Origin of the sequence: Deferribacter desulfuricans SSM1, assembly GCF_000010985.1 — a bacterium.
GTDB lineage: Bacteria > Chrysiogenota > Deferribacteres > Deferribacterales > Deferribacteraceae > Deferribacter > Deferribacter desulfuricans.
This window is the reverse complement of sequence record NC_013939.1, coordinates 1,183,102-1,207,975: the sequence shown is the minus strand read 5'-3', so window position 1 is coordinate 1,207,975 and position 24,874 is coordinate 1,183,102. Positions and strand designations below refer to the sequence as shown.

Here is a 24,874-nt window from a genome sequence, read left to right as displayed (position 1 = left end):
ACTCTTATACAACACTTAGACAAATAATTTGTTAGGATTTAATAATATTACTGCTTTACCACTACCTAAAATGGTAATACCTCCAATATAAGATAAGTTTGAAAGATACTTAGGTGTTGGCTTAACAGCAATATCAATTATGTTGTTATAATTATCCACAACCAAACCAAACTGTCCACTATCAGTTTTTAGCACAATAATACTAATTTCTCCATCAAATTCTTTTTTTTCTTCGCCTAATATTTCTGATAAAGAATAAATTGGTAAAACATGATTTCTATAATAAATTCCATATCCATAATGCAAATTCTTTATATCTTCTGCTGTAACTTTTAATGTTTCTATAATATCTTCTATAGGTATTGCATACTGCTCACCATTATTTTCTATTAATAATGCTGTTGATACTCCTATTGTCATAGGTATTTTTAATATTATTCTTGTACCTTCATCTTTTTTCGTTTTAATATCAATATTACCACCTAGTGATTCTATGGATGTTTTAACTACATCCATACCTACTCCACGACCTGAAACATCAGTTACTTTATCAGCTGTAGAAAAGCCTGGGTGAAAAATTAGATTTATAATTTGATCATCTGTTAATTCATCATCTGGAGAGATAGTTCCTTTCTCAAGAGCTTTATTATAAACTTTATCCTTATCAATACCTCTACCATCATCACTAATTTCTATATATACAAAACTGCCTTCTTGAAAAGCTTTTAAAACCAGTGTGCCTTCTTCCGGTTTATTTTTAGCAACTCTTTCCTCTGGTGTTTCAATACCATGATCGCAAGCATTTCTAACTATATGTATCAAAGGGTCATTTAACATATCAGCTATTTTCTTATCTATTTCTGTTTCTTCACCAACTATTAACAACTCTATCTTTTTGCCATGTTTTCTAGAAATATCCCTAACAACTCTTGGAAACTTTTGGAAAATTTGTTTTACTGGAACCATTCTTAACGACATAATATCAGATTGAAGATCTTGCGCTATCCTTGATATTAAATAAACATTATCTTTAAACTCTTTAATAACACTAGTAGGTAAATTATAATTTGTAGCAAGTCTATTGACTAAGTATTCATAACTATTTTTAGCAACTATCATCTCCCCAATTGTGTTTGTAAACTTATCTATTTTTGTTTGGTCTATTTTCATTGTTTTTGATTCAAAGTGTTTTTGATTAACTATATTTTCTTCAACTTTTTTGCTATAACTTTTTTCCATAATTTTTTGCTTTTTCAAGGCAAGTTCTACAGCATCTTTATCGACTTTCCCTTTTTCAATCAGTATCTCGCCTAGTGGTTTTTGTTCTTGAAGTGCATCTTTAAGATCCTCTTCCTTTATTATTCCTTCATCAACTAAAATTTCCCCAATTTTTTTAGGTGGGGAACTCAATTTATCAATATAGTTTTTTATAGCTTCCAAATCTTCCTCGATATTTTTACCTTCGTTTAAATTATTTTCCAAATTCTCTATAATTTTGACTAAATCATCAAATTTCATAAATTTTGCTGCATTTTTTAAACCGTTAACCCCCCTTAATAACATTTTTTTATCTATATGTTCGCCTTCTGTTGCAATCTCTATAATTTCCATCATTTGTTCAGTCTGTTGTAAAAATATATCAACTCCTTCCACATTAGTAGGTTTACTATCACCTTCTTCAATAGCATTAAAAAGCCTTTCTAGATATTTGTAATTTGCAGGTATTAAAACTTGTGTATTTTCTATTGCACTATTTAATACTAATTTAATTTCGTCAATCGCTCTTAAAATCAAGTCGGATGCTTTTTCATCAAACGTTAATTCTTCATTTCTTACCTTATCTAAGACATTTTCAATCATATGAGCATATCTTTCAATAAACTTAAAACCAACATAGCCCGCATCACCTTTAATGTTATGGAAAATTCTAAAAAGCTCATTAACCTTTTGTTTATCCAATATTTTTTCTTTTTCTAGTTCAACAATAATATGTTCTATTGAAGATAGATAATCTTCAAAACTATCAAGAAGTTCTTTAAGCGAATCATTATCCAATCCTTCATAATCTACATAATCATCTTTTTTTATTTTTGTTGCAGTAGATGATTTTAACAAAATAGTTTTAATATCTACGAAGTTTGGATCAAAAAACAACTCTTTAATTTCATTTTTATTTAAATCAGTAAAAACATATATTTCAGGATTAACATACAAATTTAAAGGCTCTAATTCTCTTAATTCAGGTATTTTACTAATATCAGTCTTTACATAAAATTCTTTAGACTCGTTTTTTAAATTATATAAAAATGCAAGAGGATCATAACCATTTTCTAAGAAATCATTATCAATGTTTAAAATAACTTTGTAGCAAATATCACTCAAGCTTTTATTAGATAATAACCACTCTTTAATATCACCATCAGCAACTTCATCTATTGTCAAATCGATAACGGTTTCTTTATTTTTAATCTGAGTATTAGAATTGTTTACTTTAGTACTGTTTTCATTATTTATAATTTTATTTATTTTATCTATAATTTCATTTGAATCAAATTCATATTTATTTCCAGATCTTGCTGCATTTACCATTTCAGTTATTATATCTAAGCCTTCCAAAATAATATCTATAATATCAGGGGATACATCTAACTCATGAGCTCTTAGTTTATCAAGTAATGTTTCTATATGATGACTAAATTCTGATATTTCATCAAAACCAAAACCACCAGCACTTCCTTTTATTGTGTGTATTGCTCTAAATAGAGAGTTTAGAGTTTCATCATCTGGACTGCTTTCTATTTTCAAAACATCCTCATTTGCTTGCTCCAGTAGCTCGGTAGCTTCTTCTAAAAATGCTTTCGCATATTCTTCCATATTAAATTCACTCATAACTACCTCCTAATAAGTCAAAACAGTCAGTATCAGCTCAAAATTAACTAACATTATGACAATATTCCCAAAAGCATCTTGACATTGGTTATCAAGTCCTGTGGCTTTACTGGTTTAACTATATAGAGATTTGCACCTGCTTTAAGTCCAGCAATTCTATTTTCATTTTCTTCCTGTGTTGTGATAATAATAACTGGAGTTTCATTATCAGCTTTTCTCAATTCTTTAATAAAAGTTAACCCATCCATTCTTGGCATGTTTAAATCAGATAAAATCAGAGAATAGTTATTGCTCAATGCTTTTTCAAGCGCATCCATACCATCAACAGCAGTATCTGTTTCAAAACCGCTTGCTCTAAGAATATTTGAGTGAAAATGCCTTACTAAGTCAGAGTCATCAACAACCAATATTTTTATTTTCATATTTCACTCCTTAACATAAACAAGATGTTCCCCATATTTTTTTAACTTAAAAGCAGTTGTTATTCTACCAACTGATTCACTATGTCCTAAGAAAATGTAGCCACCTTTATTTAATGCCATATAAAAATGGTTAACAACCTGCCTTCTAGAAATATCATCAAAATATATAAGCACATTCCTACAAAAGATAAAATCGAACCCCTTTTTTTTTCTCAAATTCACACTATCCATTAAGTTTAAGTGCTCAAAAGTAACTAATTTTTTAATCTCATCCACCACGCAGTGACTACCATTGTCATAATAAAAATATTTTTCATAATATTCTTCAGGGACTTTACTAACACTTCTATCGCTATATCTACCTAGTTTTGCTTTTGCTAGAGCATTCCTATCTATATCTGTAGCAAGTATATTTACATCCCATTCATCAAAATCATCTATCATTTCTTTACAAATAATTGCTAATGTATAAGGTTCTTCTCCAGTTGAACAACCAGCTGACCATATTCTAATTTTGTTACTACCAGTCTTTTTTTTATTTTCAATGACTCTTGGTAAGCAATGTTCAGCGAAAGCTTGAAGTGTAGGAAATTCTCTAAAAAAATATGTTTCATTGATAGTTAATAAATTCATTAATTCTTGAAACTCATCTCCACTTTTATCTCTAAATTTTAGGTATCTAATATATTCTCTGACTGTTTCACAACCTGTTGCTTCCATTCTTTTTTCAAGCCTTTTTGAAATAAAATATAGTTTTTTCTCTTCAAACTTAATCCCTGTTTTTTTATAGATTAAATTTATAAGATCTTTTAACTCAGTTGTTGATACCGCTATCATCTTTACTCACCTATTAATTCCTCTTTTATATTTATTAAAGCTTCTTTAACTTCTCCAGTAGAAACTTTTATTTTTTTATTTAATATGTTTATAGCTTTATCTTTATTAATTTTAAAATATGTATCAAAGACAATTGAAAGTAGCTCTGTTTCATTACTGTCGCATAAAGATTCAAAAAGTTCCTCTTTACCATCAAAATCTATCAATGACAAAATAGTTATAGTTTCTATTTTTGTTTCTATATCATTACTATCACTTGTTACAATTTTTTTAAGAAAACTTATAACCTCTTTTTCTAAACTTTTTATTTTGCATCTAGCCATTAATTTATTTAAAGCGCTTAAAATCTCTTTAATAAAAGAAAGATTTTTATAATTTAAATACTTTAATAAAATTTCAAGATAACAACAATCACCATAATAACCAATCATTTTAAATATAAATGGCTTATAAAAATTTTCAATATTACCTTTCTCCACATCAAAATAATTTAAAATTTGATTTAAAACCTCTTTATCCCCAATAATTGATAATGTTTCAAGACAAGCAATTTGTAACATAGGTTCATCAGCCTGTAAAAGTATCTCCATTATTTTTTCCTTACCTTTTGTATATTGTAAAGCACCTATATACTCAACAGCAGTAATCTTTACATTAGGAGCAGGATCGTTTAAAGCAGCTTCTAAAGCTGGATAAGCATATTCAGAACCTGTAGCAACAAGACTATCAAGTATAAGCTTTCTAACTTCTTTATTTTTATGATCCATGATAGAGGTTAAATAAGGAACAACTTCTTCACCTTTAGCACCAAATATCTCAATAGCTGCATTTCTTACATAAGCATCAGGAGACTCGAACATTTTAGATATGTTATCGTAATAAGAGCTTATATCAATATTTTTTAGAACATCGACTGCAGTTTCCCTGACAATTTGAGACTCATCATTTTCTATTAAATCAATTATATCTGGAATAAATTCAGATAAACTCTGAGACATAATATCATTTAGCGCAAACAATTTTTCTTCTTCATCTTTACTTTTAAGATACTTTTTTATGTCGTTAGAATCCATATATCCTCCCAAGCTATCTTAATTCATTTATATCAAAAAGGTAAAATCTTTTTTACTACAGTTAATAAATCATTTGGTTTAAAAGGTTTAACTATCCATGCTTTTGCTCCAGCTTTTCTACCTTCTTCTTTTTTATCAGCTCCTGACTCAGTTGTAAGCATAATAATAGGTATAAGTCTATACTTCGGATTTTTTTTAACCTCTTTTATAAAAGTAATACCATCCATAATTGGCATATTGAGATCTGTAATTATCAAGTTAAATCTATCTTTTTCTAATTTCATTAAAGCTTCTTTGCCATTGGATGCATCTACAACATCAAAACCAGCAGACTTTAGAGTAGCTGAAACTAGTTGCCTCATTGTAACAGCATCATCTATTACTAATATCTTCTTAGCCATCATATCCCCCTAAAAATATATCTAACTTAACACCATATAGTTCAAAAACTTGCTGAACTCTTTCAGAAACACTTTTAACTTTATATTTAACTTCTTCATTTTTTAGTGTCTTGATAAAACTTAAAATAAGCTGGAAAAAAGTTGTATCTATACTTTCAACTTTACTTAAATCTATTTCTACAAGCTTTTCCTTGTATTCACCACTGTCAAAAATAGTTATAAGCTCATTTTTTGATTCTTCAACTGAAAATATTTCACATTCTTCTGGAAAGATGACTTTTATTTTCGTTTTCAGTTGCTCAACTTTCATAGAATCACCTCTATTATAATTTTACCATCCTTCTTCCAATACTCTCAAAATCTCATTAGCAATTTCATAACTTGGTAATACAATATCAGCTCCTCCCCTTTTAATTGCTTCTGCAGGCATTCCAAAAACCACAGCTGTTTCTTCACTTTCTGCTATTGTATATCCTCCAGCATTTTTTATTTTTACCATCCCTTCAGCTCCATCATCCCCCATCCCAGTCATTAAAACGCCAATAGTATTAGATTGAAAAATTTTAACAACTGAATCCATCATCACATCTACACTCGGCATAAAAAGGTGTTCTGGTTTCGTTGGCAACCTTAAAATTATATCTTTATTAAGCCTTTGAAAAAGAGTTAAGTGGTAGCCTCCCTTACCTAAATAGCAAATTCCTGGCTCAACAATATCTCCTGCCTCAGCTTCTTTAACTTTTATCTCACAATAATTATCAAGTCTTTTAGCAAAAGATGCAGTAAATCCTGGAGGCATATGCTGCACTAAAAAAATAGCTGCATTTATATCTTTAGGCAAATATGGTAAAACATCGAAAATTGTTTTTGGCCCTCCAGTAGATATACCTATACAAATTGCTTTAAAACCAGATTCGTTTTCTTTTCTTCTTGTAATTCTTCTTTTTATAGTTTTTTTTCTATCAACAGAACGTTTTAACGTTTTAAACTTTCCTTTAACAGCTGCTTTAACTTTTCTAATTAAATCATCTCTAATCTGATCAATGTTTAAAGATATAGTCCCCCCTGGCTTTGGTACAAAGTCAAAAGCTCCAAGTTCTAAAGCCTTAAAAGTGATTTCAGCATCTTTCTGAGTCAAAGAACTAACCATAATTACAGGACATATTTCTTCTTCAACAATCAATTTTAAAGCTGTCAGTCCGTCCATTACAGGCATATTAACATCTAATGTAATTACATCAGGAGATAATTCTTTCGCCTTTTTTATTGCATCTTCACCATTTCTTGCTAACCCTATAACCTCTATTTTTGGATCACTCTCAAGCATTTCCTTAATTCTTTTTCTCATTAAAGCAGAATCATCAACAACCAATACTTTTATTTTTGACATTTATCCCTCTCTCTATTTGTTAACACTAAATATTTGTTATTAATCTTTCTTTTCTTTCCCTCTGATTTTTTCTAATTTTTTATACTCATCATCACTAAACATTTTTTTAGCATCTAATATCATTACCATCTTGTCTTGATCAATATTAATAACATTTGTTATAAATTCGGTATCAACAGATGCTGATAAAACGGCTGGCACATCATCTATCTTATTTTTATTAATTCTTAATACTTCCTCTACAGAATCTACTATAAAACCAACTTTTAAATCATCAAAATTAACAATAATTAATCTAGTAAATTCATCTCTTTCTTTTTCTTCTAAATCAAATCTTTTGCGAATATCAACAAGAGGGATAACTTCTCCTCTAAGATTAATTATCCCTTCAACAAACTTTGGAGTTTTAGGCACTTTAGTAACATTAGTGAATCTATTTATTTCTTGTACCATTTCTATAGGAAATCCATAATACTCTTCATCAACTTTAAAAGTAACAATTTGTACAATTTCATCTGTTTCATTAAAATCCTTTTCCATATTATCTTCTCCTGTTTCTTGTTTCTCTACAACTTTACCCACAATATCAGATAACTCATCTTCATTAAAAATCTTTTCTGAATTGAGTATTAGAATAATTTGTTTCCCTTCATCAAGCTTAATAACACCATTTATTTCTCTTGACTCGGAAGAGTTAAATAATGTTGATAAATCCTCAATAAAACTTTTTTCTACTGATAAAACTTCATTTACCTTATCAACTAATAACCCAATTTTAAAGTTTTTAATCTCAAGGATTACAATTCTTGCATCTTCTGTTATATCAATACAACTTTTTTTAAAAAGTTTTCTTGCCGAAATAACAGGTATTATCTCGTTTCTTAAAGGAAATATGCCTAAAACATAATCTTGTAAACCAGGCACCTCGCTTATTTCTTGATATCTCAAAATTTCTCTAATCTGCTGAACCTTTACAGCATACTCTACATCATCTACAATAAAACTTATAAATTTTTCTTCTTCAACCTGAGCCTGATTTGACTCATCTAAATATTTTTGATCTTGATGTTTAAAGGAACCATCACTTTTACTATCTTCAACATAATTTAATTCCATCATATTTTCAATATCAAGTAATTGTACTAACATATCATTTTGTTTTATTTTTAAGACACCACTAATATATTTTTTATCGACATTAGAACTCATAGTTGGAGGTAAATCTTCAGTTTCATAATCTTCTTGATTAAGAACAGATTTCATTTCATCTACAGTTAAAGCAGCTTTTTCTCCTTTATAATCTAAAATAATAGCTCTGGAATTTTCACCAATCTCAACAGGTTCATCATATCCCAATTTCAAAGCTAGATCAATTATAGGAACAACATCCCCTCTCAAATTAGATATCCCTAATAACTCTTTTGATGTTTTAGGCACTTTCGTATATTCAGGTATTCGAACTATACTATCAATATAATCAGCATTTAATCCAAAAATTTCATTTTTTATGCTAAAAGTAACAACTTGATTTGCGATATTTGGCATAAAGCCTCCTGTTTAAGATACTTGGCACTTTTTTAAATAATATCTGTTTGCATTTCTTCAGCTATACTTGTTATTTCCTCTATTGCATTAGATAATTCTTCAAGCCCCTTAGCTTGCTGTTCTGAAGCTGAAGCTGCTTCGGCAACAGCTTGAGCTGATTCTTCAGCACCAGAACCAATTTGCTCTACACCCACTTTAGCTTGTTCCATTGCAGTTACAGATTGTTCAACTAATTTTTCAATTTCAATAGCAACATCTGATAGAGCATTTAAGGATTCTGAACTATTTTTTAATAATCCATTAGTAGTTTTTGCTTTTTCGACCTCATTTTTAGCAGTTTCTGTTGACTTGTCAACATTGTATAAGCTCAAAGAAACTTGCTCTTGTAATTCTTTCACCATATCTTTAATTTTATCAGCATTCTCTGCAGACTCATTAGCTAACACTCTTATATCGCTAGCGACAACAGAGAAACCCTTTCCATACTCACCTGCTCTTGCAGCTTCTATAGAACCACTTACGGCTAACATATTTGTTTGAATTGTTACAACAGAAATCGAATCAACTATTTTATCAATTTTTTTAGTATACTTTTCTAAATCTTTTATCTTCTTTAATGCGTTATCATTAATACCTGTAAATTTCTCTAATCCTTCCTCTAAACTAATTATTTTTTTATAATTTTCATCTAATAATGATGTGCTTTCTTGAATATTTTTTATTAACTCCTCCGCATCATTTTTTGCTTGTTTTAGACTTTCTAAAGCTTTTTCCGTAACTTCTAAGGCATCATCTACAGTATCTGCTTGAATTTCAGCACCTTCTTTAATTTGACTAATACCTTCTGCCATTTCTTCTGCAGCAGCCGCAGCCTCTTCTATATTTGCAGACAATTGATGAGCAGCTGCAACAAGCTCATCAGATGATTTATTTGCATCTGTAGAGTTTTTTAAATCATCAGCCATCTCTGCTAATTCATTTGTTGCAATAGAAATCTCTTCAAAAGCTTTTACCTGCTCTTCTGCTGCTTTTCTTGATTCCTCACATGCTGCAGAGATTTGCTCTGAAGCAGTTGCAACCTGCTCCATCATCTCTAACATTTTTTTAGAATTAACCTTTAAGTCCTCGGCAACCTTTTTTAATTTCTCACCAGAATTAATCATTTCTTGAAATGCAGTTACTAATTCATTTAATGAAACTGCAACAGACTCACCATCCTTTGACATTGATTGTGCAATATTTCCAGATTCATTAATTTCCTTAACAATCTCTTTTACAAAATCTTGTATACTACTAACGACATCCTTTATTTCATTTGCACTTTTACCAGATACTTCAGCCAAATTTCTCACCTCATCCGCCACAACAGCAAAACCTTTACCATGCTCACCAGCTCTTGCAGCCTCTATTGCAGCATTTAATGCCAGCAAATTTGTTTGATCAGCAATTCTAACAACTGCTTGAACAATATTACCAATTTCATCTGATTTACTGTTTAACTCATTTATGATTTGAACAGTTTCCTCCCCTGCTTCAACACTTTCATTAATTCCGTTAATTAGTTCTTGAACGCTATTTATTGCAGTTGTAAGCATTTTTTGATTATCATCTATACTTGTTATTATATTTTCAGCTTTATCGACTACAACATTAATTGATTTATCAATTTGAATGGTGCCTGACCTAGCTTCCTCACAAGCACCACTTGCTTCTTCTGCGCCTGCTGCAATCTGCTCCATGTTTTTTAATAGTTGTTCTGCTGCAGCAAGTGATTCTTCAACCGCTGCAGATAGCTGTTCTGTGGCAGTTGCAATTCTTTCAGCTAACTGTTGTTGCCTTGCTAATACTCTTGCTTTAGCTTTTTCTTGTGCAATTTTTTTAGCATCTTTTTGCGTAACATCATCAGTTTTTTTCACATTGGTCTTTCTAATAATACCAGTTCTCTTATCTTTCGGCTGAGCCAACTTTTTCATATTATTTACCTCCCTTAACAAACATTAATTTCTAAGACTTTATTATAACACATCAATTGTTTCAAGATTCGGATTATTAATAGTTTTTTTCAAAATAAAATCCTTTTCAATATTTCTATTTAAATCTTTTGCTTTAATAGAAATTATTCCATTACTATCAATATTAAAAATTATCTCTAAGTTTGCGTCTCCTGCTTTTAAATTTTTATCAATTTCCATTGAAAACTGACCTAAACTTACAAAGTTGTCAGGATTGTCTTTTATTGATATAGATTCATTTAATGTTGTTATAGCCATATCTTGTAAAACATGCACAACAATTTCCTCAATATTATCTATACTGTTTGTAAATACCTTACTTGTTTTTATCGGATAAATTTCATTTTTCTTAATAATAATTTCAAAATTTCCTTCATCATCCTCAACACCCAAATTATGGGTAGTCACATCATAAAACTCTTTTTTTTCTAGTTTTCCAGATAACATGGCAGCAATTAAAGCAGCTCCTTTAACTACAGCTTCTTCCGGATTTAAATTTTTTCTAACCGCTTTCTTTAAGTGATTATTCAAAAAATCTTCCATTAAAAATAACCTTGACCCACCACCTACTAACAGAACATTATAAACTTCTTTTAGATATTCCTCATTTTCTTCTTTAAATTTATTTAGTATTTGTTCAATTTTTTTCAATATGTTTTTTGAAATAGATTTAAACTGTTCTCGAGTAATAAGTTCCTTAAAATGCAAAACACCATTTTTGGTTTGCGTTATGTAAGGTATCACCACATTAATTTCTTTTAAATTTGACAGTTCTTTTTTAGCCCTTTCAGATTGTAAAATAAGTTGTTGATAAGCAACTTTATCTTCTTTTAAATTAATATCATATTTATCTAAAAACTGTTTCACAAAATAATCTGCTAGACAAATATCAAAATCTATTCCACCTATATCTGTAGAACCTACAGATGATAAAACCTTACAAAAATGCTCATCAGATTCAACTAAACTTATATCTAATGTTCCTCCTCCTAAATCAAATACAAAATAATTTCCTTTATCAAGATTGTATATATTATCGTAATATATGAAAGCTGCTGTAGGTTCATTTACTAACAATAAAACATTAAAACCAGCTTTTTCAGCTGCAACTCTAACCGACTCCCTCTGCAGATGATCGAAATATGCTGGAACAGTAACAACTGCGTTAACCTTATTGTTTGAACCAGCAAATTCATCAAAAACAGTTTTTAACTTTTTAAAGATAAAATATGCAATATCTTCAGGTAAAAACTCCATATCATAAATTTTATATGTTTTGTCACTACCTAAAAACCTTTTAACATTTGATATGGTAAATTCAGGTTCAATAACTTCAACAGCTTTAGCGTTATTACCAACAATAACTTCTTTTTCATTTTTAAAGTACACAACTGATGGTAAAAACTTATCTCCACTATCAGTATTGATGACTTCAACTTGCTCTTTATCACGATAAATTGCAATTAAAGAGTTTGTAGTTCCAAAATCGATGCCTACAGTATAACTTCCCATATTTATACCTCATTATTAAGAACATCTAACATATAATCTACCATTAGATTAAAATCCATATTAGCTTTACTCTTTTTAGAATACAAGTTTATTGGTAATCTAAACTCGGGGGCTTCTGCTAGTTTAATATCATTTCTTAATTTTGGGAATATTATTTTATTATCAAAATTCTCTTTTATTTCAGCTAATACTTTTTTAGCATGATTACTTCTTAAATTGAACTGATTAGGTATAATTCCTAAAATTTTTAATTTGGGATTGTATAAATAATTTATTTTGTAAATATTTTGAACCAACTGTGAAAGTCCTTCTATAGCTAAAAAATTCAATAAGATTGGAATAATAACAAAATCTGAAGCAATTAAAGCACCTAATGTCATTAAAGCGAAAGTTGGAGGGGTATCTATTAAAACAAAGTCATACTTTTTCTTATAAAGCATAAGCTTACGATTTAACCTATTTTCTGGTTTAGTAAAATTAAGTAAAACTTTTAGGTCATCTTTATCAAATTTATTTGAAGCAGGTATTATATCAAATAAATTATGTTCTGGAGTATATACAGCTTTATTTATAGGACATCTATCTAATAAACAATCATAAATTGAAAAGTATTCATCGTAAGTATTTACACCACTCCAATAAGAAAGATGAGCTTGAGGATCAAGATCTATCAATAAAACGCGATACCCTCTATCTCCAAGAATTGCACCAATATTTAAAGTGATCGTTGTTTTACCACTTCCTCCTTTTTTATTTGCAAAAGATATAACACTTGTTTTCATCCCAAAAAAAATCTATAATATTTTACTAATAATTTCAACACATTCATTTAACCTTAGTATTTCCTTAACTCTTTGTCTACTTTATTGTAACATGTCCAAACTATGTTAAAAAAATCAGGTATAAGATATAGGGAAATTAGACAATTAAGACATACTCATGCAATTTTAAGTATTCTTGCAGGTGATAACCCACATGATATTGCCAAAAGAATGGGACATTCTAATTTATTAACCTTTTTTAATGGGTATGCAAAATATCTAAAGGAATATCAATCTGAATCTAAGTTAACTAAATTTTTATTTTCAAATGATGATTTTTGTCGAAATTCTGTCGAATTTTAATCTTCAAAATTATAAATGACTGATAAACTTATAAAAAAAGAAATCGGGGCGACTGGATTTGAACCAGCGACCACACGCGCCCCATGCGTGTGCGCTACCAAGCTGCGCCACGCCCCGTTTTGCAAGGTTTATTTTTTTAACAGATTTAATATTTCTTGCAACTCTTTTTTTATAAACTCTTTATCGGGATTATTTTTTAAATTATTATTAGAAGAAAGGCGCTTTTTTGCGCCTTCTATTGTCAGTTTTTCTTCATAGAGCAAACTCTTTATTTGCAAAATTAAATCAATATGTTTTTTTGTATATAATCTGTGACTACTGCCTATTTTTGAAGGTCTTAATTGCTTAAACTCTTTTTCCCAAAACCTCAAAACAGAAGGTTTCAACCCAGTAATTTTGCAAACTTCACTGATCTTATAATACAACTTATCAGAATTATGCATTAACCTCTTCTTTAAATAGGTTGCTTGGTTTAAATGATACTACATATCTTGGTGGTATTATAACTTCTTCGCCAGTTTTAGGGTTTCTACCAACTCTTCTTCCTCTAACTTTGACTTCAAAATTACCAAAACCAGAAACTTTCACACTGTTGCCACTCAAAATTTCTTCTCTCATAGTAGTAAAAACCATATCAACTACGTTAGCAATATCTTTTTTAGTAATACCTAACTGATTATAAATTTTTTCAACGATGTCAGCTTTAGTCATAAGACACCTCCATATTTTAAGTTTAATAAAAAAAGTATTATATGTCAATAAGTTTGATAAATTATCTGATTAATTCTTTAAAATTTATATTGTTTGGGTTTCTAATTACGTTGATATTATCTATATCAGAAATATCGATAATCGATGATGGTATATGTGATGATGTATTTCCAGCTAAAATATATTTTATATTTTTATTAAAATATTTATAGATACTCTTTAAATCGTTTAAATTTTTTTTATCTGAAATATTTACACTTGTTGAAGTTATTGGTTGAGTGTTTTTAATAGCTTCAGACAGAATTTTTCTTGAAGGCAATCTAACTGCTATTTTTCCATCTTGAATCAAATAGTTTGGCAACTTTTTGTTAGCAAAAAAAATAAATGTAAAAGAACCTGGCCAGAATCTATTGATTATTTTTTCATGTGTATTTGTAAAAAAACTTCTGTCTATGAGATCATAGAGTTGCTTTACACTACCTATTAAAGTTATAAAAGTCTTCCCTTTGTCCCTCTTTTTAATTTCATAAATTTTATTATTTGCTTCTTCATTCAAATAAGAAGCACCGATACCGTAAATGGTATCGGTGGGATAAATAAAGGGTTGGTTATTTTTGTTTGAAAGATTGATTAATTTTATGAAATTTTGAGTCGTTTCTTTATATATTATCATTTAGCTATTCAATAGTTTTTGGACTTCTTCGTTATCTTTAATAACTTTATCTTTTATTTGTTGCCTATACTCTTTTAATTTTCTATTTATTTCAGGATACTTTACTCCTAAAATCTGACAAGCAAATATTGCAGCATTTTTTGCTCCTGCATTACCAATAGCCATTGTGGCAACAGGGATACCTCCTGGCATTTGAACCATAGATAACAATGCATCAATACCACCAAGAGATGTAGCTGCCACAGGTACAGCAATTACAGGTAAAGAAGTCTCACTTGCAACCACACCAGCTAAATGAGCAGCTGCACCAGCTATAGCTATAATCACTTCAAGGCCTCTACTTTCTGCTGTTCTTGACCATTCTGTGGTTCTCTCTGGTGTTCTATGAGCACTTGAAACAATCAGTTCAAAGTCCACACCAAATTCATTTAATACATCAATGACAGATTTAGCTACAGGAAAGTCTGATTTACTTCCAATAATTATCCCTATTTTCACGACAACCTCCTCAATGCTTTTGCTCCTATATCTTTTCTAAAGTGCATATCTTTAAAATGAATTTTTTCTACGGCCTTATAAACATTATCAATAGCAGTCTTTAAATCTTTAGCACGACATGTAACACCAAGTACTCTTCCACCATTTGTTAAAACTTTGTTATTTTCAAGTTTTGTACCAGCATGAAAAACTTTGATATTCTCTAATTTTTCTGCATCTTCAATCCCTGTTATTTCGTAACCTTTTTTATATGATTTTGGATAGCCTCCAGAGGCTAAAACAACACAAATAGTCGCATCATCGTACCACTCTACATTCACACTTGAAAGATTTCCATCAACAGCACTTAAAATAATTGGAATAATATCTGACCTCATCTTATATAAAACAGGTTGTGTTTCTGGATCACCAAAACGGCAGTTAAACTCCAATACTTTTGGTCCATCTTGAGTAATCATTAACCCTGCATAAATAATCCCTTTATAAACAATCCCTCTTTTATTTAACTCATTTATTAATGGCTTAGCAATATTTTCTGTAGTAAAGCTAAAAATTTCATCTGTAACTACTGGAGCTGGAGAGTAAGCTCCCATCCCTCCTGTATTTGGACCTTCGTCATTGTCATATACTGGTTTGTGATCCTGGCTTGAAACAAGAGGTAGTACATGTTTTCCATCTGTAAAAGCAAGATAGGAAGCCTCTTCCCCTTCTAAAAATTCTTCTATAACTACTTTTTCACCTGATTTACCAAAAACTTTATCTATAAATATCTCTTTTAAAGCAGAAATGGCTTCTTCTATAGTTTTAGCAACTGTTACACCCTTTCCTGCTGCAAGTCCATCAGCCTTTACAACTATTGGAGCACCCTTTTCTTCAACATATTTTTTTGCAGCATCAAATTCTGAAAACTCTTTATACTCTGCTGTAGGAATCCCTGCACTAAACATTATCTCTTTTGCAAATGCTTTACTTGCCTCAATCATTGCTGCATCTTTTTTTGGACCAAAGATTTTTAATCCATTCTTTTCAAATTCATCTACAATCCCTTTTGCAAGAGGATCTTCTGGCCCAACTACTGTTAAATCGATTTTTTCATTTTTTGCAAATGAGATAAGACTATCAAAATCATTAGCATTTATATCTACATTTTCACATTTTTCTTCTAAAGCTGTTCCAGCATTACCTGGAGCCACAAATACTTTTTCTGCCAAATTACTTTGAGCTATCTTCCAGCTCAAAGCATGCTCTCTACCACCAGAACCAACAACCAATACTTTCATAAAACACCCCTTTTAATGTTTAAAATGTCTCATACCTGTAAAAATCATCGCAATATTATGCTCATTTGCTGCTTCTATTACCTCGTTATCCCTTATTGAGCCACCAGGCTGAATAATTGCTGTAATACCATTTTTTGCAGCTTCATCCACTGAATCTCTAAAAGGGAAAAATGCATCTGATGCCATAACACAGCCTTTAAGTGGTTTTCTGGCCTTCATTGCTGCAATAACACTTGAATCTACCCTACTCATTTGACCTGCACCAATACCTACAGTTTGATTTTTGTTTGCATAAACTATTGCGTTTGATTTTACATGTTTTACAACTATCCAGGCAAACTTTAAAGCTTCAAGTTCTTCTTCTGTGGGTTTTCTTTTTGTAACAACTTTTAATCCATGCTCTCTATCAAAATTTTCCAAATCTCTATCCTGTAATAAAAACCCACCAATAACTTTTTTAACATCAAACTCATTATCTTTTATTTGATTAAAATCGCCAGTTTTTATCAATCTTAGATTTTTCTTTGTAGTCAAAATATCCAATGCTCCCTCTTCAAAATCTGGTGCGATAACAACTTCTAAAAACAACTCTTTTAGTTTTTCAGCTGTTTCTTTATCTAAAACTCTGTTAAAGGCAACAATTCCACCAAAAGCACTCACAGGATCACATTCTAATGCAAAATTATATGCATCAAGTAGATTATCAGCTGTCCCTACTCCACAAGGATTGGTGTGTTTAATAATTACTGCTGCAGGTTTGTCAAACTCTTTAACAAGCTCTAATGCAGCATTTATATCAATAATATTGTTAAATGATAATTCTTTGCCATGTAACTGCTTTGATGTTGAAACCGAAACCTCTTTTATCAATGGTGACTTATAAAAAGCTGCTTTTTGATGAGGATTTTCACCATAGCGTAAATCTTGAGCTTTTCTCATTGGTAATGAGATTTCATCAGGAAAAACTATATTACAAACTTTATTAAAATAATTAGAAATTAGTGCATCGTAAACTGCTGTGTGAGTAAATGCTTTCCTTGCAAGATTCAATCTTGTTTCATAGGTTATTCCACCTTTTTTTAACTCATCGATGATTTTGTTGTAGTCATTATTATCAACAACTATTGCGACATATTTATGATTTTTAGCAGCACTTCTGACCATTGTTGGACCGCCAATATCTATATTTTCTATAGCTTCATCAAAACTCACATCCTCTTTTGCAACAGTTTTCTCAAAAGGGTATAAATTTACAACAACTAAATCTATATTAACTAACCCCATTTCCTTCATGATTTTTTGATGATTTTCGTTATCTCTAATATTCAGTATTCCAGCATGAACCTTAGGATGAAGAGTTTTTACCCTTCCATCTAAAATTTCTGGAAATCCTGTAAAATCAGAAATCTCCACGATATCAATGCCATTTTCTTTTAAAAGTTTTGCTGTTCCTCCAGTAGAAATGATTTCAATACCAAGATTTACAAGTTCTGTGGCAAATTCTACAATACCACTTTTTTCTGATACACTTATTAAAGCTCTTTTAGGAATTAAGTTCATTACTTTCTTCCCTCCTTTTATCAAATATTATATCCAATAAGAGAAAAAATATCCCCACACTTATTGCAGAATCAGCAATATTAAAAGCTGGCCAATGGTAGCTTCCAACATAAAAATCTAAGAAATCAACAACCTTCCCAATAATAAGCCTATCTATAAAATTTCCAAAAGCTCCACCTAAAATTAAAGAGTAGGAAATCTTTCTTAAAAGAGACCTATTTTCCTTTACAAAGAGATAAATAACTATAAATATTGCAATTATAGTAATTAAAACAAAAAAGATTTGTCTATAGCTTTCATCCAATTTTGCCAAAAATCCAAAAGCAGCTCCAGGATTGAGTATATAAGTTAGGTTAAAAAAACCTTTTATAATAGGTTTTACTTCAAATAGTTCAAAGTTAGTTTTAATAATATATTTCGTATATTGGTCTAATAAAATGATAATTAATGTTAAAAAAAGAAATTTTTTATTTTTCATAAAACCCCCAAACTGGTTTTGGATAAAAAAAATGGGAGCATAAAGCTCCCATCTATATCAACTGATTAGCACACCTTTCGCAGATCGTAGGATGCTTATCAATTTTGCCTACACTTTCAGCATGAGTCCAACAGCGCTCACATTTTGGTAATGCTGATGCTTCAACCTGAACCTTTATACTCCCATCTTCAGATGTGTAACAATTACTCATTTTATCAAAATCCTCTAAAACAAACTCTGAGACAATAAATATTTTTTCTATACCTTCATCAACATCTAAAACATCTTTATCAACATTCTTAATACCAACTATTACTTTGGCATCCAAAGAGTGTCCAATGATTTTATTACGTCTTGCAATCTCACAAGCTTTGTTTATTTCAGCTTTTAAGTTGGTTAGAGCTTCCATTTTCTTAATTAAACTATTATCATCTATATTTAATAATTCTGGGAATGTATGTATAAACACAGATTCTTGTTTCCCGTCAAAATTAGGTAAAAACTCCCAAACTTCATCAGCAGTAAAAGAAAGAATAGGATTCATTACAATAGCCATTTCTTTAGCCAATGTGAACATAGTAGACTGAGCAGACCTTCTTTCAAAAGAGTCATTTTTATAGGCATAAACCCTGTCTTTAATTATATCTAAATAGAATGCAGAAAGGTCATTAATACAAAAGTTAATAAGTGTATGATAGAAAATGTGAAACTGATAATTTTCATAGGCTTTATATATTCTCTTTTTAACTTCCTGCCATCTCATTAAAATATATTTATCAAGTTCTTTAAGTTTTTCAAATGGAATACTATTTTCATCAGGATTAAAATCATAAAGGTTTCCAAGTAAGTATCTCATAGTATTTCTTATTTTTCTGTATGATTCCACAAGCCTTTTGATAATATCATTAGAAATCCTTACATCCTCTGTATAATCTTCTGCAGCAACCCACAATCTCAGTATTTCTGCACCATATTTATCAATTATTTCATCAGGAGTAATAACATTTCCAAGTGATTTGGACATTTTAAGCCCTTTACCATCAACAACAAATCCATGAGTAAGTACTTCCTTATAAGGTGCCCTACCCCTTGTGCCAACACTTTCCAAAAGTGAGCTATGAAACCAACCTCTATGCTGATCGCTACCTTCAAGATACATATCAGCTGGCCATCCAAGTTCTTTTCTAACTTCACAAACGGCAGCATGACTTACACCAGAATCAAACCATACATCTAATATATCAGTTTCTTTTCTGATATTTTTGCTGCCACATTTTGGGCATGAAGCATCACCTATAAAATATTCAACATCTTTTTCAAACCAAATGTCTGCACCTTGTTTATAAAACTCTGATAATACTTTTTCTTGGATTTCTTCATTTAGAATAATTTCACCACATTCACCACATAGAAATACTGCAATTGGGACACCCCAGCTTCTCTGTCTTGAAATACACCAGTCAGGTCTATGCTCAATCATGGAATAAATTCTATTTCTTCCCCATTTAGGGATCCATGTTACATTTTTATCAATCTCTTCCAAAGCTTTTTTCCTAAGATCATTTTTTTCCATAGAAATAAACCATTGAGGAGTAGCTCGAAAAACAACTGGATTTTTACACCTCCAACAATGAGGGTATGAGTGTTCTACTTTATCCTGTCTAATAAGTGTTTTGTTTTCATCCATAAGATTGATAATATCCTGATTTGCCTTAAAAATATTTTGTCCAGCAAATAGTTCTGTATCTTTTTTAAAGTTACCATAATCATCTACAGGATTTAATATCTCCAACCCATACTTTAAACCAACTTCATAGTCTTCTTGACCATGCCCTGGTGCTGTATGTACTAATCCAGTACCTTGCTCTAATGTTACATGGTTTCCAAGAACAAAAAGAGAGTTTCTATCATAAAAAGGGTGTTTTGCGTTTTTGTTTTCAATAATCTCAGGATTAAAAGTTTTGATAATATCATATTCTTCAATTTCAAATATTTCTACCAATCTTTCTACAAGCTCTTTAGCTAAAACTAAAATATCATCGTTATCAATATTTTTATTATTTGATTTTTTAACTTTTAAAAGCGCATATTCAAATTCTGGGTTTAATGCTATTCCAAGGTTTGCTGGGATAGTCCATGGTGTAGTTGTCCATATAACAGCAAAGGCTTTTTCAGTTTCTATTCCAAGAGCTTTTTTTGCATCATCTTGTAATGGGAACTTAACATATATTGATGGTGATGTATGGTCATGATATTCTACTTCAGCTTCTGCAAGTGCAGTTACGCATGAAATACACCAATAAACAGGCTTCAACCCTTTATATGCTCCACCATTATTAAAAAACTTATAAAGCTCCTTTAATGTATTTGCCTCATAAGCAAAATCCATTGTAATGTAAGGATTTTCCCAATCTCCAAAAACACCTAAACGTTTAAACTCTTCTCTCTGGATATTTATAAATTTTTCAGCATAAGCTCTACAATGCTTTCTCTTTTCATGTTTTGGAATTGAGTCTTTTTTCTTACCTAACTCTTTATCTACTTGATGCTCAATTGGTAAACCATGACAATCCCAACCAGGCACATATGGTGTTTTAAAACCAAAACCTGATTTTGTTTTTATTATAAAATCTTTTAAAATTTTATTTAAGGCGTGTCCCATATGTAAGTGTCCATTGGCATATGGAGGACCATCATGGAGAATATATTTTTTATTATCATCTCTGTTTGACAATATTTTTTCATATACTTTAGAATCTTCCCACTTTTTTAATCTTAAAGGTTCGTTTTTAGTTAGATTTGCCTTCATAGGAAAATTTGTTTTAGGTAAATTTAGAGTGTCTTTATAATCCATCATTCCCCTACCTATTTTATTTTTTCGGAAGTAGATTATTAGCACTAAACTTTTTTTAAATCAAGTTTATAATGAATTTTTTGTAGTTTACATTATCTGATAAAAAGTATAATAAAGAAAAAAAACGGAGGAGTATATGAAAAGGTTTTTGTTTGTTACACTTTTAATTATTTCTTTATCATTTACAGCTTTTGCTGATGTTAAAACGGATTTATTGAAAAATATTAAACTTAATTTCCAGAAACGTGGATTAAAAGGTGTTGAAGTTAATGCAAAAGTTTTAAAAAAACTTGATAGTCCAAAAGGGTTTTATTTTGTAAAAATAAATATAAAAGATAAAAAAAGAAATAAGCAAGCAACACAGTATTTAATCACAGATGGTAAACTCGTAATCCCAGATATTATAGAATTACAAAATGGTAAAAGCTTCGTTAAAGATTTAACTTTTGAATACGATAAAGTTGATATACCTACTAAAGATTTAACTTTAATGCAGGGTAATAAAAATGCTAAACATAAAATAATAAAGATTAGTGATTTCCAATGCCCTTTTTGCCGTAGAGCTTATAAATATATAGAACCTAAAATCAAAGATAATAAAAATATTGCTCTTTATATGCTGAATTACCCTTTGCCTATTCATAAAAAAGCTATGATTTTTGCTCAAGTTTTTGAGGCAGGTATGAAGATGGGTTATAATTTTGCCGATGATTTATATAGTGGAAAATATGATAATAAACAGGATAGTGAGATTATAGATGAGTTTGCTAAAAAAACAAACGATCCTGCAAGATTTAAAGAACTTATAAAATCACAAGAGATAAAGGATAGAATTGAAAGACAGAAAAAAATTGCTGAAAAGTATGGTTTTAGAGCTACGCCAGTTTTAGTGTTTGATGGTAAAAAAGTAGAAGGGTTTGATCCAAACTTGATCGAAAAAGGATTAAATTCTTTTAAAAAATAGTTGACATTTAATATTATTTGTAATATACAATCCATCCGTTCGGGGCGTAGCGCAGTTTGGTAGCGCATCGGTCTTGGGAACCGAGGGTCGGAGGTTCAAGTCCTCTCGCCCCGACCATTTCTAAAATTTAGTCTACTATTCAAGAACAAATAACCATTAAAACAAGAAATTCTTATCTTTTTCGTTTAATTTGTTTGATTTTATTTTAGTTTTAATTTAACTATTCTCTTTGAACAATAAAAATCTAAAAATGAGGAAAAATATGAACAAATATAGTTTCAAAAATGATTATAGTGAAGGAGCTCATCCAAATATTATCAAAGTGTTATCTGAAACAAATTTTCTACAAACGGAAGGTTATTCCCAAGATATATTTTGTAAGAAAGCTGCAGAAATAATTAAAAGTTATCTACAAAATGATGATGTAGATATCCATTTTGTTACAGGTGGAACTCAAGCAAATCTTATAATGATATCATCAATATTAAGGCCATATGAAGCTGTTATTTCCGCTGATACAGGCCATATAAATGTACATGAAGCAGGAGCTATTGAAAATTGTGGGCATAAAATTATTACGATAGATTCTACTGATGGTAAACTTTATCCAGAGCAAATTATTGAAGTTTTGGATAAACATACCGATGAGCATATGGTAAAACCAAAAGCAGTATACATATCCAATTCTACTGAAACAGGAACTGTCTATAAATTAAAAGAGCTTCAAAATATTTCCAATATATGCAAACAACATAATCTTTATTTGGTTTTAGATGGTGCAAGGATAGCATCAGCGATTGTTTCTTCAAAAAGCAATTTGACATTACAAGATATAGCAGAATATTGTGATATTTTCACAATTGGAGGCACCAAAAATGGTGCTATGCTGGGCGAAGCTATTGTTATCTGTAATGAAAATTTTAAAGAAGATTTTAGATACAACATAAAACAAAAAGGTGGCTTGATTGCAAAAGGGAGAATTTTAGGTATTCAATTTTTAGAATTGTTTAAAAATAACCTTTATTATGATTTAGCTAGACATGCAAATGATATGTCTTTTCTAATAGCTGATGAATTGAAAAAGTTAGGGGTTAATTTTTTATATCCAGTGGAAAGCAATCAGATTTTCCCTATTCTCGATAACAAATTGATAAACTATTTATTAGAAAAATTTGAATTTTATATATGGGAAAAACTTGATGAAAATACAAGTGCCATTAGAATAGTTACCTCATGGGCAACTGATGAAAAGAGTGTTAAAAAATTTATAGAAGAAGTAAAATCTTTCTTGACAAAAATAAACTAAATGATTATAACTTCCAGGCACAGCTGAGGAAATCTTAGCTGCCCGGGTGGTGGAACTTGGTAGACACACAGGACTTAAAATCCTGTGGGCCTTTCAGCCCGTGCCGGTTCGAGTCCGGCCCCGGGCATTTTTCATTATTAGTCAAACTTTAAAATCTTAAAAATCGATGAATTTAAAAAATTTTATTATTATTTTTGGCTTTTGTAAAAAAATATCTTCTTCAGTCTTTTTTTTGAATATTTTAATTCTAATACTTTTTCACATTCTTTTAAATTTTTATTTGTAACAAAATAATATTTTTTAAAAGTATTAACAGCAGAAGAATAAACCAATTTTTTACTCATTCTTTCATAATTAAATAATAATTGTATTGGATTTATTGAGGTATCTACAACTAAAGGTAAATCTTCATTTAAACTCGTTATCACCTTTTTAGCAGCTTTTTTATAGTTATAATAATTAGTTGCTCTATAATACTCGTAAGTATTAGTGAAAATAGTGAATCCTAACAAATTTACAAACAATAATAAATAAATGACAGATTTTGTATTTTTCACCAAAAATATAAACAATAAAAATCCTATAAAAATTATTAAAATTTGGAGATAAGCTTTATTATAGATTAAAAATCCTGCCGAAATTACAAATATCGTTGCCAAAAGATAAGAAATATATTTATTCCAACTTATATTGTGATTAAAATCATCATTTAATAGATGTGAAATAGATATAGCGAAAAATGGTACTGCTGGCATGAAGTATCTTCCTCTACCTCCAGGCAATATAGCCATTATTAAAAAAGAAACTATAAAAATTATCAGTGCTGAATTAAACAAATCATTTTTAGTCTTGAAAGAAAATTTTTTATAAAAAAACAATAATATGCTCCATGGAAATAGTGCTAAAAATATTCGCAATGGAAATACTAGAAAATGAGTAACAATTCTTCCAATTTCGCCTTTTGCTCGACTTGTTGCTTCTGATGAAAAAACGGTTATTAAATCATTAATATTTCCATTGTAATAATATAAAATAATCCAACATGTTGGTAATATTAATGATAACAGTAAATGTAAAAGTAAGAATTTTATATAACTATAAAACTGATTTCTTTTATGTAATAATAAATAAACAACAATTCCAGGATAAAAAAATAAAGGAGAAACACCTTTTGTAAGTATTCCTAATCCCATAAAAATAGAGGAAACAATGATAAACTTAAAGTTTTTTGGTGATTTTATGTAAAAAAAGAAAGATAATAACGTAAATAAAGTTAACAATAAATCAGGCTCAGATTTATTACCATAAGAATAAAGCATTAAATAATTTGTCATTGCAACAAATG

At 29.8% G+C, this 24,874-nt stretch carries 23 protein-coding genes and 3 tRNA genes; 5 read left to right on the top strand and 21 right to left on the bottom strand.

Translation table 11 applies throughout. The annotated features are described in order from the left end of the window. Nucleotides 1-15: 15 nt before the first annotated feature. Genes DEFDS_RS06065 through DEFDS_RS06015 form a run of 11 tightly spaced genes read right to left on the bottom strand, consistent with a single transcriptional unit; the run spans nucleotide 16 to nucleotide 12,863 of the window. Nucleotides 16-2,889 carry a chemotaxis protein CheA gene (locus tag DEFDS_RS06065; RefSeq protein WP_013007919.1) on the bottom strand — a complete coding sequence of 958 codons (2,874 nt, stop codon included), beginning with the start codon at nucleotides 2,887-2,889 and terminating at the stop codon, nucleotides 16-18. A gap of 53 nt (nucleotides 2,890-2,942) precedes the next feature. Next, nucleotides 2,943-3,311, bottom strand: coding sequence for a response regulator (locus DEFDS_RS06060; RefSeq protein WP_013007918.1), 369 nt, complete (start codon nucleotides 3,309-3,311; stop codon nucleotides 2,943-2,945). 3 nt (nucleotides 3,312-3,314) lie between these two features. Then, nucleotides 3,315-4,148, bottom strand: coding sequence for a CheR family methyltransferase (locus tag DEFDS_RS06055; protein ID WP_013007917.1), 834 nt, complete (start codon nucleotides 4,146-4,148; stop codon nucleotides 3,315-3,317). A 2-nt stretch (nucleotides 4,149-4,150) separates the two neighbouring features. Further along, on the bottom strand, nucleotides 4,151-5,221 hold the full coding sequence (locus tag DEFDS_RS06050) for a HEAT repeat domain-containing protein (RefSeq protein ID WP_041223651.1): 1,071 nt from the start codon (nucleotides 5,219-5,221) through the stop codon (nucleotides 4,151-4,153). A gap of 32 nt (nucleotides 5,222-5,253) precedes the next feature. Beyond that, nucleotides 5,254-5,622, bottom strand: a complete 369-nt coding sequence (locus tag DEFDS_RS06045; protein ID WP_013007915.1) for a response regulator — start codon at nucleotides 5,620-5,622, stop codon at nucleotides 5,254-5,256. Then, nucleotides 5,615-5,932: an STAS domain-containing protein gene (locus DEFDS_RS06040; RefSeq protein WP_013007914.1), complete on the bottom strand. Its 318-nt coding sequence runs from the start codon at nucleotides 5,930-5,932 to the stop codon at nucleotides 5,615-5,617. Before DEFDS_RS06040 ends, DEFDS_RS06045 begins: the two co-directional genes overlap by 8 nt. A gap of 21 nt (nucleotides 5,933-5,953) precedes the next feature. Then, nucleotides 5,954-7,012 carry a protein-glutamate methylesterase/protein-glutamine glutaminase gene (locus tag DEFDS_RS06035; RefSeq protein WP_013007913.1) on the bottom strand — a complete coding sequence of 353 codons (1,059 nt, stop codon included), beginning with the start codon at nucleotides 7,010-7,012 and terminating at the stop codon, nucleotides 5,954-5,956. A gap of 39 nt (nucleotides 7,013-7,051) precedes the next feature. After that, nucleotides 7,052-8,557, bottom strand: a complete 1,506-nt coding sequence (locus DEFDS_RS06030; protein ID WP_013007912.1) for a chemotaxis protein CheW — start codon at nucleotides 8,555-8,557, stop codon at nucleotides 7,052-7,054. Between the two features lie 32 nt (nucleotides 8,558-8,589). Beyond that, nucleotides 8,590-10,530, bottom strand: coding sequence for a methyl-accepting chemotaxis protein (locus tag DEFDS_RS06025; protein WP_013007911.1), 1,941 nt, complete (start codon nucleotides 10,528-10,530; stop codon nucleotides 8,590-8,592). Nucleotides 10,531-10,572: 42 nt separating this feature from the next. Then, nucleotides 10,573-12,081, bottom strand: a complete 1,509-nt coding sequence (locus DEFDS_RS06020; RefSeq protein WP_013007910.1) for an Hsp70 family protein — start codon at nucleotides 12,079-12,081, stop codon at nucleotides 10,573-10,575. Between the two features lie 2 nt (nucleotides 12,082-12,083). Further along, nucleotides 12,084-12,863 carry a ParA family protein gene (locus DEFDS_RS06015; protein WP_013007909.1) on the bottom strand — a complete coding sequence of 260 codons (780 nt, stop codon included), beginning with the start codon at nucleotides 12,861-12,863 and terminating at the stop codon, nucleotides 12,084-12,086. A gap of 102 nt (nucleotides 12,864-12,965) precedes the next feature. On the opposite strand from DEFDS_RS06015, the gene DEFDS_RS06010 reads away from it, so the two are divergent. Continuing rightward, the gene (locus DEFDS_RS06010; RefSeq protein ID WP_041223650.1) at nucleotides 12,966-13,205 is read left to right on the top strand and encodes a hypothetical protein; all 240 of its coding nucleotides are present in this window, start codon (nucleotides 12,966-12,968) and stop codon (nucleotides 13,203-13,205) included. 43 nt (nucleotides 13,206-13,248) lie between these two features. On the opposite strand, the gene DEFDS_RS06005 is transcribed toward DEFDS_RS06010, so the two are convergent. The 9 genes from DEFDS_RS06005 to ileS all read right to left on the bottom strand — a co-directional run bounded on the left by DEFDS_RS06005 (nucleotide 13,249) and on the right by ileS (nucleotide 21,259). Continuing rightward, nucleotides 13,249-13,322: transfer RNA gene (locus tag DEFDS_RS06005), tRNA-Pro, on the bottom strand. 11 nt (nucleotides 13,323-13,333) lie between these two features. Next, on the bottom strand, nucleotides 13,334-13,648 hold the full coding sequence (locus DEFDS_RS06000; protein ID WP_013007908.1) for a MerR family transcriptional regulator: 315 nt from the start codon (nucleotides 13,646-13,648) through the stop codon (nucleotides 13,334-13,336). After that, a complete protein-coding gene (locus DEFDS_RS05995; protein WP_013007907.1) occupies nucleotides 13,641-13,916 on the bottom strand; it encodes an integration host factor subunit alpha in 276 nt (91 codons plus the stop codon). The genes DEFDS_RS06000 and DEFDS_RS05995 overlap by 8 nt, the downstream gene beginning before the upstream one ends. 61 nt (nucleotides 13,917-13,977) lie before the next feature. Next, entirely contained in the window at nucleotides 13,978-14,589 is a 612-nt protein-coding gene (locus tag DEFDS_RS05990; RefSeq protein ID WP_013007906.1) for an L-threonylcarbamoyladenylate synthase, read from the bottom strand. Continuing rightward, entirely contained in the window at nucleotides 14,590-15,087 is a 498-nt protein-coding gene (gene purE, locus DEFDS_RS05985) for a 5-(carboxyamino)imidazole ribonucleotide mutase (protein ID WP_013007905.1), read from the bottom strand. Next, complete coding sequence (purD, locus tag DEFDS_RS05980; RefSeq protein ID WP_013007904.1) at nucleotides 15,084-16,367, bottom strand: phosphoribosylamine--glycine ligase; 1,284 nt, start codon at nucleotides 16,365-16,367, stop codon at nucleotides 15,084-15,086. Before purD ends, purE begins: the two co-directional genes overlap by 4 nt. 12 nt (nucleotides 16,368-16,379) lie before the next feature. After that, on the bottom strand, nucleotides 16,380-17,927 hold the full coding sequence (purH, locus tag DEFDS_RS05975) for a bifunctional phosphoribosylaminoimidazolecarboxamide formyltransferase/IMP cyclohydrolase (RefSeq protein ID WP_013007903.1): 1,548 nt from the start codon (nucleotides 17,925-17,927) through the stop codon (nucleotides 16,380-16,382). Further along, complete coding sequence (lspA, locus tag DEFDS_RS05970; RefSeq protein WP_013007902.1) at nucleotides 17,911-18,405, bottom strand: signal peptidase II; 495 nt, start codon at nucleotides 18,403-18,405, stop codon at nucleotides 17,911-17,913. Before lspA ends, purH begins: the two co-directional genes overlap by 17 nt. 52 nt (nucleotides 18,406-18,457) lie before the next feature. After that, on the bottom strand, nucleotides 18,458-21,259 hold the full coding sequence (gene ileS / locus DEFDS_RS05965; protein ID WP_013007901.1) for an isoleucine--tRNA ligase: 2,802 nt from the start codon (nucleotides 21,257-21,259) through the stop codon (nucleotides 18,458-18,460). Between the two features lie 136 nt (nucleotides 21,260-21,395). Here ileS and DEFDS_RS05960 point away from each other — a divergent pair, with 136 nt between their 5' ends. The 4 genes from DEFDS_RS05960 to DEFDS_RS05945 all read left to right on the top strand — a co-directional run bounded on the left by DEFDS_RS05960 (nucleotide 21,396) and on the right by DEFDS_RS05945 (nucleotide 23,656). Continuing rightward, nucleotides 21,396-22,223, top strand: coding sequence for a DsbA family protein (locus DEFDS_RS05960; RefSeq protein WP_013007900.1), 828 nt, complete (start codon nucleotides 21,396-21,398; stop codon nucleotides 22,221-22,223). 40 nt (nucleotides 22,224-22,263) lie between these two features. Continuing rightward, nucleotides 22,264-22,340, top strand: a tRNA-Pro gene (locus DEFDS_RS05955). Nucleotides 22,341-22,485: 145 nt separating this feature from the next. Continuing rightward, nucleotides 22,486-23,529 carry a threonine aldolase family protein gene (locus DEFDS_RS05950; RefSeq protein WP_013007899.1) on the top strand — a complete coding sequence of 348 codons (1,044 nt, stop codon included), beginning with the start codon at nucleotides 22,486-22,488 and terminating at the stop codon, nucleotides 23,527-23,529. A gap of 40 nt (nucleotides 23,530-23,569) precedes the next feature. After that, nucleotides 23,570-23,656 (top strand) — tRNA-Leu (locus DEFDS_RS05945). A 61-nt stretch (nucleotides 23,657-23,717) separates the two neighbouring features. Here the strand turns inward: DEFDS_RS05945 and DEFDS_RS05940 are convergent. After that, on the bottom strand, nucleotides 23,718-24,863 hold the full coding sequence (locus tag DEFDS_RS05940) for a glycosyltransferase family 39 protein (protein WP_013007898.1): 1,146 nt from the start codon (nucleotides 24,861-24,863) through the stop codon (nucleotides 23,718-23,720). Nucleotides 24,864-24,874 lie beyond the last annotated feature (11 nt).